The 13,427-nt window shown below is 43.3% G+C and carries 11 protein-coding genes and 2 pseudogenes; 7 read left to right on the forward strand and 6 right to left on the reverse strand.

All coding sequences use genetic code 11. The features are described 5' to 3' along the window. Positions 1–157 precede the first annotated feature (157 nt). Positions 158–931, reverse strand: coding sequence for a hypothetical protein (locus tag AB8613_RS22960; RefSeq protein ID WP_285954550.1), 774 nt, complete (start codon positions 929–931; stop codon positions 158–160). A 160-nt stretch (positions 932–1,091) separates the two neighbouring features. Next, on the reverse strand, positions 1,092–2,423 hold the full coding sequence (locus AB8613_RS22965; RefSeq protein ID WP_372385116.1) for a D-serine ammonia-lyase: 1,332 nt from the start codon (positions 2,421–2,423) through the stop codon (positions 1,092–1,094). Positions 2,424–2,678: 255 nt separating this feature from the next. Between AB8613_RS22965 and dsdC the strand changes: the two genes are divergently transcribed. Together dsdC and AB8613_RS22975 are read left to right on the forward strand one after the other, a co-directional pair. Beyond that, a complete protein-coding gene (gene dsdC / locus AB8613_RS22970) occupies positions 2,679–3,620 on the forward strand; it encodes a DNA-binding transcriptional regulator DsdC (RefSeq protein WP_146491657.1) in 942 nt (313 codons plus the stop codon). Between the two features lie 112 nt (positions 3,621–3,732). Continuing rightward, positions 3,733–3,944, forward strand: a pseudogene (locus tag AB8613_RS22975) (MFS transporter); the annotation flags it as partial. Between the two features lie 8 nt (positions 3,945–3,952). Here the strand turns inward: AB8613_RS22975 and AB8613_RS22980 are convergent. From AB8613_RS22980 to AB8613_RS22990, 3 genes are all read right to left on the reverse strand, one after another. Further along, positions 3,953–4,750 carry a helix-turn-helix transcriptional regulator gene (locus tag AB8613_RS22980; RefSeq protein WP_371713439.1) on the reverse strand — a complete coding sequence of 266 codons (798 nt, stop codon included), beginning with the start codon at positions 4,748–4,750 and terminating at the stop codon, positions 3,953–3,955. Between the two features lie 40 nt (positions 4,751–4,790). Then, positions 4,791–5,324: a YbhB/YbcL family Raf kinase inhibitor-like protein gene (locus AB8613_RS22985; RefSeq protein WP_285954553.1), complete on the reverse strand. Its 534-nt coding sequence runs from the start codon at positions 5,322–5,324 to the stop codon at positions 4,791–4,793. A gap of 286 nt (positions 5,325–5,610) precedes the next feature. After that, the gene (locus AB8613_RS22990) at positions 5,611–6,513 is read right to left on the reverse strand and encodes a LysR family transcriptional regulator (protein ID WP_146491660.1); all 903 of its coding nucleotides are present in this window, start codon (positions 6,511–6,513) and stop codon (positions 5,611–5,613) included. Between the two features lie 128 nt (positions 6,514–6,641). On the opposite strand from AB8613_RS22990, the pseudogene AB8613_RS22995 reads away from it, so the two are divergent. The 5 genes and pseudogenes from AB8613_RS22995 (at position 6,642) to AB8613_RS23015 (ending at position 12,769) form a co-directional block, all read left to right on the forward strand. Continuing rightward, positions 6,642–7,705, forward strand: a pseudogene (locus tag AB8613_RS22995) (HlyD family secretion protein). A gap of 3 nt (positions 7,706–7,708) precedes the next feature. Next, positions 7,709–9,259, forward strand: a complete 1,551-nt coding sequence (locus AB8613_RS23000) for a DHA2 family efflux MFS transporter permease subunit (RefSeq protein ID WP_146491662.1) — start codon at positions 7,709–7,711, stop codon at positions 9,257–9,259. Positions 9,260–9,547: 288 nt separating this feature from the next. Next, complete coding sequence (locus AB8613_RS23005; RefSeq protein WP_372385117.1) at positions 9,548–11,137, forward strand: response regulator; 1,590 nt, start codon at positions 9,548–9,550, stop codon at positions 11,135–11,137. Next, positions 11,131–11,463, forward strand: coding sequence for an Hpt domain-containing protein (locus AB8613_RS23010; protein ID WP_285954558.1), 333 nt, complete (start codon positions 11,131–11,133; stop codon positions 11,461–11,463). Before AB8613_RS23005 ends, AB8613_RS23010 begins: the two co-directional genes overlap by 7 nt. Positions 11,464–11,872: 409 nt before the next feature. Next, entirely contained in the window at positions 11,873–12,769 is an 897-nt protein-coding gene (locus AB8613_RS23015; protein ID WP_372385118.1) for an RNA polymerase sigma factor RpoD/SigA, read from the forward strand. Between the two features lie 190 nt (positions 12,770–12,959). Here AB8613_RS23015 and AB8613_RS23020 read toward each other — a convergent pair whose 3' ends face one another. Beyond that, positions 12,960–13,307, reverse strand: coding sequence for a hypothetical protein (locus AB8613_RS23020; RefSeq protein WP_285954560.1), 348 nt, complete (start codon positions 13,305–13,307; stop codon positions 12,960–12,962). Positions 13,308–13,427 lie beyond the last annotated feature (120 nt).

Raw genomic sequence — 13,427 nt, forward strand, 5'->3', positions numbered from 1 at the left:
AGTTGAAGCGGAATTAAATTTCATGATTAAAACCTACCAATAATAAGAGTTAGCGACAACCCTTTTATTGGTAGACAATAAAACTAACGTACCGAAACCGGTTTTCAAGGCGTTTCAAAACAGGAACTATTGAATATGCACATCGTAAGTAAATGTATTAATTACATAAATCAATAATTCTAGAACGCATTGCTTGGTTGACGTTAAAGTGAGCATTCAAAAACTCGAGCTGTGCCAGAGCCGATTCAGCAGTACGCTCGTAACCTTGTGTAAAGCTTGGTAGCAATTGAGCAAACTTAGGAAAGCGTACTTCTAGCCTTCTATCCGACATAAATTCATCAACGAATTCAGGCTCAGACTGTTCCGTTTGCTCCACAAGACCAATCAAGCGATCGAGTGCGTAAGATTGAACGAACCGACTGCCCGACAGCTTTTCACCTCGATTATAGCGAGACATACCCACATAAAGATTGGTTAGTGCCTCACCAATGAGCCACTCTTGGGTGTTAGCGTGTGCCTCCCCTTTTACTGGTGGAACACAACACTGCGTATCAAATTCAGGTTGCTGCCAAACAATGCGCCCTTCAGCAAATGGAATATGCGCTAACTCGTGGGGTTCGAATACCGCAAACTCACAGAATATCCCATCGGCATAAAGTACTTTATAGCCATCGACCGTGTTCCTTACGGCATAGTCGATTGGAAGAATGTCAGATAACCAATGCAAGCTGTCTAAGAAATACTGCTTATGCCCCGTTTGTACTATCGCGAAGAAATCCACGTCTGAATATTGATCCAATCGCTCCGTTTCAATGCCAACAGAACCTAGCCCTAACAAGGCGTGCGCCTTACCAGAAGCTCTTAAAGATTCTCCAATCGCATCTAAACGTTGTAGGAGTTTTTCTGGTGTATTTGGTTGTTGTACTGGCATCGCTCTATCCCTATCAAATTGAGTGCCACTCAACCTAACTGACAGTGATAACAAGGATGAAGTCTAATTTATAAAATCTGTGTTTTAGGTAACGATCTGCGCAACTTATTGTTTCATTGAAGCGGATAAAACAGCCACGAGCACCCGCTTTTTATTCAATTTATAACGAAGACTTCGTTAAATACGCTGCCATTTCTTGCTCTGGAACCATACCGCCGCCTGTCGCCCAAACAAGATGAGTCGCGTTCGCTAATGTAGATTCAGTTATGCCTAATCTCTTCAGATATTCACTGTTGTGTTCAACATGAATAGCACCCGGCATACCAGCCAATGCTGAAGGCTCAAGTTGAATGCCCTCGGCTTGGTTCAATATGCCTAACAATTGGTACATACGTTCATCAGTTAATGTGTAGTAACCATCAAGCAAACGCTCCATCGCGCGACCGACAAATCCAGATGCTCGACCCACCGCCAAACCGTCTGCGGCGGTGAGGTTATCGATACCAAGATCTTGCACCGCAATCTCATCATGTAAACCCGAGTGAACACCGAGCAGCATGCAAGGCGAATGAGTCGGCTCAGCAAAAATACAGTGAACATCATCACCAAACGCCATCTTTAAACCAAATGCCACACCACCAGGGCCGCCACCAACACCACATGGCAAGTAAACGAACAATGGGTGCTCTTTATCGACGACAATCTGTTGTTGTTCGAATTGTTGTTTGAGCCTCTCTCCCGCCACAGAATAACCAAGGAACAAGGTTTGAGAGTTCTCATCATCAATGAAGAAACATCGCGGGTCTTGCTCTGCTTCTTTACGACCTTGTTCTACCGCAACACCGTAGTCTTGTTCGTACTCAACGACATTAACGCCGTGCTCACGCAGTTTGTTCTTCTTCCACGCTCTTGCATCAGCAGACATATGAACCGATACCGTAAAACCAAGCTTGGCACTCATGATGCCGATAGACATACCAAGGTTACCTGTTGACCCTACGGCAATACTGTATTGTTTAAAGAAGTCACGAAATTCAGGCTCTAACAGCTTGCTGTAATCATCGCTCTCACTCAGTAATCCAGCTTCAATCGCAAGCTTTTCGGCATGCGTTAGTACTTCATAAATACCACCACGCGCTTTGATTGAACCAGAAATCGGCAAGTGGCTGTCTTTCTTCATCATCAAGCGCCCTTTTATTGGCTGCTGATAATGAGCTTCTAATGCCAACTTCATTGCAGGGATATCGATAAGCTCAGATTCGATGATGCCATTCGTCACATGAGTTTCAGGAAATGCCTTCGCCAGATAAGGGGCAAACCTTTGTAACCTCAAACTCGCATCATGAATATCTTGTTCGCCCAATCCCACATAAGGTAAACCGCGCTCCAGAGTCGTCACATTTGGGTTAAACCAAACCACTTCTTCCAATGCAATTAATTGTTGAAGTAATGGGAAGTCTGAGATGAGTTTATCGATATTCAATTCAGTCATGGGTGACCTTCTCTGGTAAAGCGCGTACTGCGCAGGTTCAATCATTAGTAACACTATTTAAACGGGATTTTGGTGTTTGTTCAAACGACGAAAAATCACACTTACATGAACTAAATTCATCTATGACCTAATAGTTCGAGAATTAACTCAGCTAAAGCAAGTTATGATTAACTATAACTCATAGATAGAGCTATGATATGACATCCACGATGTGTATCGAATTCCTCTTGTTTGAACCAAGGTGCCCTTAACGACATGTATAGCGAAGACAACCTGTACTCCAAAAATCAACGCTTAAACAGCCACCAGCTGTCAAAACTGCACACGTTTGAAGTGGCGGCTCGACATGGTTCTTTTTCACTTGCAGCCCAAGAATTATCGATGACACCAAGTGCGGTTTCTCATCGTATCAACAAGCTCGAAAGAGAAATGGATATACAGCTGTTTGAACGTGCGCACCGAAAAATCGCTCTAACAAGCGAAGGCAAACGCATCTATGCCGCATTGAGCCGCACCTTGAATGATCTAAACCAAGAGATTTTAGATGTTAAGAACGACGAAATATCGGGCACACTCACGATCTATTCACGGCCGACATTTGCGCAGAGTTGGCTAGTACCTCGGATAGCGGACTTCAAACAACGTTACCCATCAATCACATTAAAGCTGCTAACGGGCAATGAAAATATCAGCTTTCAAGGACACGGTATCGATATTGCCATCTACTTCGATGATCTTTTTCCCGATAAACTTTTCTGCCAAGCATTCATGCACGAGAGCATGACTCCGGTTTGTAGCATTCAATACGCTGAGTTACACGGGCTTAATCAACAACCAGAGAACCTCAATAGAGCCACGTTACTGCATGACAACCAAGCATGGAACTACGATTCGAACCGCAATGAATGGGAAGTGTGGGCACAAGCGAACAAACTCAGCACTGTGCATTCAAACTCTAACATCGAGTTTGACCGTTCAGATCTCGCGATACTGGCAGCTATAAACAATGCAGGTATTGCCATTGGGCGATATAGCGTTGTATCGAAATATCTTAAAGACAATACGCTCATCGCACCGTTTGCTGAACCACCAGTTACGTGCAAACAACAGTATTATTTTGCGACGCCGTCAGAACACCAATCACCAAAAGTTAAAATGTTTATTGAGTGGGCTTTAGAGCAAAGAGATCAAATGTAGGTGTGTATGTTCGGATCGTGTGAGTAATACGGAGTACGTGGAATATGGGAATTCTTGGCACTTAACCTTCGCGGGCCTTTTACGAGCTTAGCTCCGGTGCTTTCTCAGGTTATTGACAGGTTGGCAATTAGCGCTGTTAATGAACTTGGTATTTCCAATATTAGCTTTGATGATCTGGTTGCCTAAAATAAGAAAACGCTCATCTTCGGCCAACAATAACAATAACAAGCAACAAGCAACAAGCAACAAGACAAACCTCTGCCGATGAAGAAGATGATTAAAAGCGGCGTAGCGTGGCAAGTAACGTTAGCGCTTGGGCCAAACAAGAAGGGTTACGGTGTCGCGACTCTATTGCTGACGACGGTTTTGATGTATTCACTTGGCGACAAACCAAATTTCCCTTTAAAGCGCTGACTAAAACGCCCTTCCGATTGGTAACCGCAAGACTGAGCCAACATCGCTACATTCTGTTGTCCGTTTTGCATCAGATAAAGCGCATGACTCAACCGAACTTCAGCCAACACCTCACGATATTGCATACCTTCCAATTTGAGCTTTCGAATCAGCGTTGCTCGGCTCATTGCAAAACGCTCCGCCACTGACTCTAGCGGATGCTTCTCATCTGGTGAGAGTGAAAGATAATGGCTGAGCTTTTGGCTAAACGAAACGTTGGCACTGGCAAACAATCGATGCAGCACCGCTTTTTCAGCTAATTGCTGGTACAAGCCCTGCAACCAAAACTGTTGAGTCTCTTTGCTCATGCTCTGTGTATCAAACGAGAACAGCGCGTTGAGTGAGTCTTGTAAGTTTCGATCCGCTTTCACTGTAGGCAGTCCCAGATCATTCGAACGTTCCTCACTTAAATCAAGCATCGCCTGAGAAGGTTGGAATTGAAAGCTGAATACTCGCGACAAGAAACGCCCTTTGTGGGGCATGTTCTCAAAACTTAGTGAAGCTGATACCTCACACAACAGCAGCTCAGAATGTGAGAGCTCTACCGCCGAATCTTTCCAAAACAGGCGCTTACTGCCTGTAATGATCTGAATGATACTAGGGGATAGAATCCTCACATTACGCAGCTTTTGTAACTGCTCTGCACGAAAGATCGTGACTTGATATTGATGATTCATCTCATCCCCTTGTTTACTTATTATCAACTTGTATAAGCTATTAACGTGTATAAGTTGCGGTCAATTTCGCTTTGTCTAAAGCCATACTGTTCAACGTGAACCCAACCACTGCCGACGGCGTATTTTCGTCTAGGTTAAGTTTGTCCGTTGGCAGTGCCCAAACCGTGAACTGGTAGCGGTGCATGCCATCTTTTTCCGGAGGACAAACGCCACCGTATCCAACTGTGCCGTAATCAATACGACCTTCTTTGCCGCCGACTTTAGAGATGTCGACACCGCGAGGTAACTCGTTCACAGTTGCAGGGATATCAAACGCAACCCAGTGCCAGAAGCCACTTTCAGTCGGTGCATCTGGGTCATAAGCCGTGATTGCAAAGCTTTTGGTACCTGCTGGTGCATCTTTCCACATCAACTGTGGTGATAGGTTTTCGCCATCACAACCCCAGCTTGAGTATTCAAAGGTCTTCGCCATTGGATGACCTTCTTGAATGTCATTACTCGTTAGTTCAAACGCCTGGGCAGTGCCTACAGATAAAATGCTAATTACCAATACTGATTTAGTGATTGCTTTCATGATGGTGTTCCTCTGATTAGGTATGAACTCAGTATAGTCTGAGCAACCCGCAAGTGAATAACAATAAGTATACAATTAGCCAAATAGCACGTTCATAATGATACTTACTGCATTTTTCACCATTTTTGAAAAAACATTCAACAATTGCTATTAAAAGAGTACATATTGACGTGCAGGTTAGAAGTCATTTCCAAGACCTTTAGTCTTACCAAAGAGCCGTTAACGAAGATGACTAGCGTTATGGATTAACACTAACTAAGACTCGCCCCTAACTAATAGTCGCACCCTACTTATGGTCCCCATTTTGAAAGGCAGTCAGTAAATAAGCGATAAAGACCTTCTTACGTTTCGGCATCAACTTCCTGTCTGCATACACTAGGCTTACTGAAACTTCCGGCATCTCATATTCAGGTAACAAACGGATCAGCTTACCTGTTTTAAAGTGCTCACGACAAATGAATTCAGGAAGCACCGCTAAGCCGAGCCCATCCAAACATGCCGTTAAGCATGCCGTTATGGTATTCACCCGCAACTGACACGGCAGATCGATCAAAATTGACTCTCCGCCTTCTAATTGTAAATGCCACTTGGGTAGACGCGCCGCCTTGTTAACCACCTCAATCATTCTAAATGGCGGTTTAAGGTCATTGGGCGAAGAAATTTCACCGAACTGTTCTAAATACTCAGGGCTAGCTACCAATACACGCTTTGATGTTGTGAGGTAGCGAGAAACCAAGCTCGAGTCCACTAGCTCACCAATTTGCGCGTAAAGATCGATCCCCTCCGCAATGATGTCGACTTCTCGATTCGTCAATTCTAAGTTCAAAGTCACGTTTGGGTGCTCTTTTAGGAAGCTGTGGATGTACTTTGCTAATACTTGATGCCCCAACTCGACGGGCAACACAACATTCAACTGCCCTCGGACCAAATCCTGATTGGCTGAAACCTCTAACTCAGCTTGGTTCATGATCTCTTGCATCTGGACACTCGACTGATAAAAGCTCTCCCCCTCTGGCGTTAAGACTAAACTTCGAGTCGAGCGAGTGATCAACCTCACACCTAGGTGCTGTTCCAGCTCGTCTAGCTTCCGGCTGACGGTCGACTTGGTCATGTTCAATGCCTCAGCTGCGTGCGTGAAACTACCACAATCAACAACTTGCGTAAAAACAGTCACAGCATTTAAGTCCATCGTACTTCTCCCAAAGTGCTATTAGTTAGATTTTTGCAACAGTGTTTTCCTTTTTTCCTATCTTATCAATCAATCGAATTCATTTACAATTCGTTACATCTAAATAAAAACAAAATGAGAAATAAAAAATGACAGAGAACAACAACGCTTCGCAAACAGTAAGCAAAAAAAACGTAAAAAAGCTCCGCTTATTGCTACTGCGATCATGCTGTCATTGGGTTTAGCTGGCGCCGGATACTGGTACGGCTATGGTCAGTACTTTGAATCTACCGACAATGCTTATCTACAAGGCGACATCACAAATATTAGCCCTAAAGTATCAGGCTATATTGTTAAGTCTTACGTGAGTGATAACCAATCGGTTAAAGAAGGTGATTTATTAGTTCAAATCGATGACCGTGATTACCAAGCAGCCCTCGCTCAAGCTAATGCCCATTTATCCGTCGTACAATCCGACGTAAAGAACTTAATCGCCCAACATACGTTACAACGTAGCAAAATAAACCAAGCAGAAAGTGGCGTCGATTCCGCACAAGCAGAATATGAACGTGCTATCCAACAGGTGCAGCGCTCTCGCAGCTTGTTAAAACGCAATTACGCTTCTCAAGATGAAGTCGATAGCATGGTCGCTCAACAAAAAGTGACCCTTGCAGACTTAGAAGAAGCGAAAGCCAACCTTGTCGCAAGTAATGACCAACTCTTCGTTATTGCTAGCGAAATTGAACAAGCCAAAGCCTCAGTAACAGAAGCTCAGGCACAGCAAGATCAAGCACAGCTAAACCTTGACTACACCAAAGTCTACGCACCTACTGATGGCGTCATTGGTAAACGCAGTGTACGTGAAGGCTTGTTGATTCAAGCTGGTGCACCACTTATGAGTTTGGTACCAAACAACCAAGTGTGGATTGAAGCCAACTTCAAAGAGACACAGCTAAGTGGCATTCACAAAGGTCAGACGGTTGAAGTAGAACTGGATGCGTTCCCGGGGCAACCACTTGAAGGCGTGGTCGACAGCTTCTCCCCTGCAACTGGCGCCAAGTTTGCTCTACTGCCACCAGAAAACGCGACCGGTAACTTCACTAAAATCGTTCAACGTGTACCAGTGAAAATTACTATTCCTGATCAGCAAGAGTTGAAAGGTCGACTACTTCCTGGTTTGTCTGTGGTCGCGACCATCGATAAACGAGGCTAAACCATGAGTAACGCTGATGTTGTCACCCAAACCAATGATGATGGAGAGGTTTCAAGACGCCATTGGATCGCCCTATTTGGCGGCTTAATTGGCGCGTTTATGGCGATCTTGGATATTCAGATCACCAACTCGTCTCTCAAAGACATTCAAGGTGCGCTTTCTGCCACCTTAGATGAAAGTTCGTGGATATCTACGTCTTATCTAGTCGCAGAGATGATCGCTATCCCACTCAGTGGTTGGCTTTCAAAAGCACTTGGTAAACGTCGATATATCACGTGGACGACGGCCATCTTCACCCTCTCATCTTTGTTATGTTCATTTTCATGGAATATGACCTCGATGATCGTGTTCCGTGCGATGCAAGGCTTTAGTGGTGGCGCTTTAATTCCACTTGCCTTTTCTCTGGTGATACAGTTACTACCTGTCAACAAGCGCGCTGTGGGTATGGCACTGTTTGGTGTCACCGCAACGTTTGCTCCGTCGATTGGTCCTACGTTTGGTGGCTGGCTGACTGAGAACTTCTCGTGGCACTATATTTTCTACATCAATATTCCACCCGCCCTACTCGTGATCACCATGATTCGATACGGCTTGGAAGATGAAAAGCTTGACCTTGGTACGCTTAAAAAAGCCGATTGGTTTGGTATTGCGACCATGGCGCTGGGACTAGGTTGTCTAGAAGTAGTTCTAGAAGAAGGTAACCGTGAAGAGTGGTTCAGCTCAAGTTTTATCATTACACTTAGCATTATTTCTGCGGTGAGCTTGGTGTACTTCGTAATAAACGAACTGCAACACAAAAAGCCACTGGTGAACTTGCGGCTATTGCGTGATGGGCAGTTTGCGATGTCCTGTATCGCCTATTTGATTCTAGGGATGGCATTGCTTGGCTCTATCTATGTTCTGCCGATGTATCTCACTCAAATTCAGCAATATAACGCGATGGAAATTGGTGAAGTGTTAATGTGGATGGGTTTCCCACAACTTCTGATATTCCCAATTGTGCCCAAACTAACACAGATCATTAAGCCTAAGTACTTGGTTACCTTTGGCTTCGCGATGTTCGGTTTCAGTTGTTACGTAAATACACACATGACAATTGATTTTGGCGGGCAACAGCTGATTTTGTCTATGGTTCTACGTGCTATTGGTAGCCCGTTTATTATGGTTCCGCTGTCTTTGGTTGCGATGAAGAACATCAGCAAAATGGACACCCCTGACGCTTCGACCTTAACTAACGTAATGCGTAACTTAGGTGGCGCGTTCAGTATTGCGATTATCGCTACGCTGCTGGATAACAAAACCCGTGAGCATCTTGCACACATCAAAGAGTCGCTACCTTCTGTGAGTCAATTAGGTTGGCAAACCCTCAAAGACCAGCAAGCATTCTTTATTCAATCAGGAAGTGATGCCGCGACTGCGATGCAACAAGCGCAAGCAAGCCTACTTGGCACCATGCAACGTGACGCCGCTATCATGGCTTACAACGATGTATTCTTAATGATGACGGCATTCTTGGCGTTAGCCGCTGTGTTGATTCTTAATATGCGTGATTAGCGCTAGATTTTCGTTAAATAGAGCTTCAAGCAAAGAACAATATTTCGAATAAAAACTCGAACAATTAAATTGAGAGGTAAGCTTATCGACTTGCCTCTTTTTTATTTCTAAAACACGTATAACCCTACAAAAACCAGGCAAAAGTAACCTGCGTTTGAAGTCTTTCATAAATGTTATCGAATACTCCTTAATTACCAATAGTTTATTGAGTGTTTGTATGTGATATTGGCACCTTGACAATGTGCAACTTGACGCCTAAATTAAAAATAACATTTGGTATTGAGGAAAATGGATTTGACCTTACCACCTGACCTACGAGTTTTAATTGTCGACGACTCTAAGAGTGCAACTATTCTTATAAAGCAGCAACTCTCGAGCTTAGGCATTTCACATGATTGCATCTTTATTGCGACCGACTATCGACAAGCTATTAGAGCGGTCGAAACGCACTCTTTTCATGTACTCCTCATCGATTACCACTTAGAGCAATCCTTCACCGGGTTTGAGCTTTTGGGGATCCTGTATCGAAACAGGCTCATCGATCATACTGTGGCCACTATTCTTCTATCAGGGGATATGCGTCAAGAGACGGTATTAACCGCCCTTTCAGGTGAAGCTCACCATTTCATTTCTAAGCCGATTCATACTCAGATGCTGGGTAAAAAGATCCAAAGTGCTGTGTCCGAATCGCAGCAAATTGACCAACTAAATAGCCTATATCCTATTAACACGCCTGAAGTGCTTAAACAGGCGCTAGCGATTCCTAATAACCAAGTGAACGTACAATTCGAAGCGACACTGATCGAGCACTTAATCGCGGGTAAAAAGTGGGACTTGCTTTCAAATGTCCTCACGACTTCCAAAACAAAAATGCACCCGACCAAGTTGGTTGCAGAGGCATTGATTTTAGACAGCTTAGGTAAACCGAACCTAGCGATAGAGAAACTGCACAATTACTTGATTGTTCAGCCACTGTCATTAAACGTGATTGATTGCTTAAGCTGCATCTATGAAAAACATAAGATGTTACTGCCAGCGCTTAAGCTGGCGATACGAGCATTTGAAATGACACCGAGCATAAGCCATCGCGCAATTCGAGCGATCGACTTGGCCGAGAACGTGGACAACACGCACATGTTGATTAAGCTTGGGGAAATGTACGCAACCCACATTTCACCTGCCGACATGGATGTCATTCACTCTATTGGCTCGCACTTTAATTCGTTAAAAGCGACCTACCAGAGAGAGACGAAACTAAAGTACAAACGTATTTTGCTTGAACATGCCAACCAATTCACAGAGTTAGTGAACCTAAAGCTTCCTGTAAAACAACAGCATCAAGTTTTGGCTAGTCTAGCCCTCTTTCAAAGCAACATCTTGCTCGTAGAAAATAGTCCTCACGTTGCCCATAAAAAAGTGATTAGAGCCTCGACACTGTTAGCGAATAATTTCCACAGCCAACCAACTTACTTGCTTACCCAACTATTACCACTGCTCGTCCATTTTGGTGAGTACTCTCTTTATCACTTAGCGGTAGAATGTCTAAAATCTCGTGGAGAAACAGTAAGTCACAAACTTGAGTCCAAAAATGTCGACCCTTCAACGTGTATAAACATTGAAAACTTTGGGTCGATCCAGGAATTAAAGGACTACATTGACAGTTACCCATATTCAGTTGCCGCCAAACTTGACTATATATATGCAGTCCATAGAGCTCATATAGATGAGAAACTTAGCGACGACTATTTAGAAGAGATCTTACAATTAGAACTTCCTCCAAAATGGAATCAATGGATTAGTGATTCATCACGGTATGGTTTTTCCACTAAGCCGCCTAGCCCATTCTCAACATGCAGCCGACAGGAGTCCACATGCTAGACTTTGATGCTTTAAATGCCTATTTAGACAACGACAGAGAAGTCATTTACGCCGTTTTGTCTACCTATCAAGAAGATCATGGCAATTCGCTACAAGAAATCGAAGAGTTGGTTCAGCAACAAGATTGGGGCAAGCTTCATTTTACTGTACACACCTTAAAAGGCATCTTAGCCAGCTTTGGGGAAGAAACGGCCACTGTTGCATTAGAAAGAGTAGAACAAAACACACTCAATAAGCTTGCGCCGCAAAATGATGATCTTTCCGTTATCTACAGCGAAATTAAGATCATTAATCAGCAAATCGATGAGGTTCTTAGCACTTATTAGTCGATAGAATTAAGACTTACTTGGCGGTGCTTAATAGCCGAAACTGCAAAAGAGTTGAGATACTTCGAAACATTGAACCTCGACTCTTGCCATTTTTCTTATCATTTCCCCTCTCGATTATATAGCCAACCGACACCTATGAATTCATGTCAGTTATCTAGGGCAGGAAGTACATAACAGATGCTTTGTAAGCCAGCGATGTTGATGTTTTAAATGAAAAACAACACACTTGATAAGATGAAAATGGTTAAATATTTGTATACTTCTTTGTGACATAAGTTTGCGAAATTGCATTTTATTTATTGGTAAATAAGAAACTGCTATCTACACTCTAATGAAACCAAGCGTTAATCACTTAGTGGCATAATAATACAATAAAACGTTCAGTCGGCTAGATAAGGACAAGGAAATGGACAACGATAGTTTTGCTGCGTCTCAGGGGCTTACGGATGAAACACCCATTACCGAATCATTTTCTACCAGTGCAGACCCTTATGCTCATTATTTGAAGGATATTATAGGCATCGATCTACTGTCGCGTGAAGATGAGGTGTATTACGCAAAATTAAATCGCGCGGGTGATAAAAAAGCGCGCGATGTCATGATCGAATCAAACCTACGCCTTGTTGTTAAAATCGCAAAGAGTTACCTAAAACGTAAAGGTAATAATTTCACCCTGCTCGACCTGATCGAGGAAGGCAACATTGGCTTGATTAAGGCCATCGACAAATACGATCCAGAACCAGGCTATCGTTTTTCAACCTATGCTGTATGGTGGATCCGCGAAAACATTGAAGCCGCATTAATGAACACTGGTCGTACCGTCAGATTGCCATCGCACGTATGCAAAGAAATAAATAACCTTGCCTCAAAGAGGCTCGATGTTAGTAAGAAAATGCGCAAAGAAATTTCTATTTCTGAACTATCGGATAGTTCTGGTGTTAAGACCAAACGCGTCGATCAACTGGTGGCGTTAAGTGGATTTATTGACGTGACGACGACTGTTGGAACGAGTCATGCACCGATGGCACTAGAACAATGTGAATGTGAATACATCCTCGACCCTCAACAAGATTGTGAAGATCAATCCTTTACCCAAGCTCTAGAACAAATCATCAATACACTTCCTCCACAATTACAAAAGGTGCTCATCCATCGTTTTGGTTTGTTTGATAACAACGTGAAAACGCTAGCTGAAGTGGGCGAAATGTTTGATGTCAATGTTTCTAATGAGCGCGTTAGACAAATGCAGAAAGAAGCAGTCAAAAGAATTCAGAAACGACTCAAATTTGATGGTTGGGTGTAAGTCGCAAACCTGTATAGAATTAGGTGAAAATAACGGTAAGTAAAAACAGTAACGTTAAGTAAAGAAAGAACCTTAAGGGTGAGCCTAAAAGCTTGCCCTTTTTGTTTGCCTGATTCTCTAGAAAAATAAAAGGATCGTAAGCTCGCGAATCCTAAGTCATTAATGGCAAATGCCACTGTGTTAACTTACCTTAATAAGTGACTCGCTCACTGCGCAAAATGAGATAATTGATATAAGTGGTTTCAAGAGAATCTTGTTCCCACACTGATAAAATCCGTTTGGCGGCAAAATAATAATCTTTGTTTCTCAACAACATCCCAACGGTGCGGCTAAGCTTTTCAAATCGAACTTGATCGCTCGCAGAGATGTAGTCATCTTCACTTTCGATAATGGGCGCTAAACCATCAGCAAACCAATTATTCAATATTTCTCGCATCTCTAATTCGGATTCAGGCACATCCACACTCGACAACTCTCGATGTTGAGGTGGTGGCACTATGTACTTCGACGCTTGCGGTGAACTGACATAACGATACATGCCCTCACTCCTTTTTAACTCTCTCTATAGTAACTAAGAACATTCTTGTAGATTCTCAGGTTTTTTGAAGCCAAAGAATGAATCTCAGCGACAAATAAGAAAGCCATGCAAAGGTCACTC

It is taken from the genome of Vibrio sp. BS-M-Sm-2 (assembly GCF_041504345.1).
Lineage (GTDB): Bacteria > Pseudomonadota > Gammaproteobacteria > Enterobacterales > Vibrionaceae > Vibrio > Vibrio satsumensis.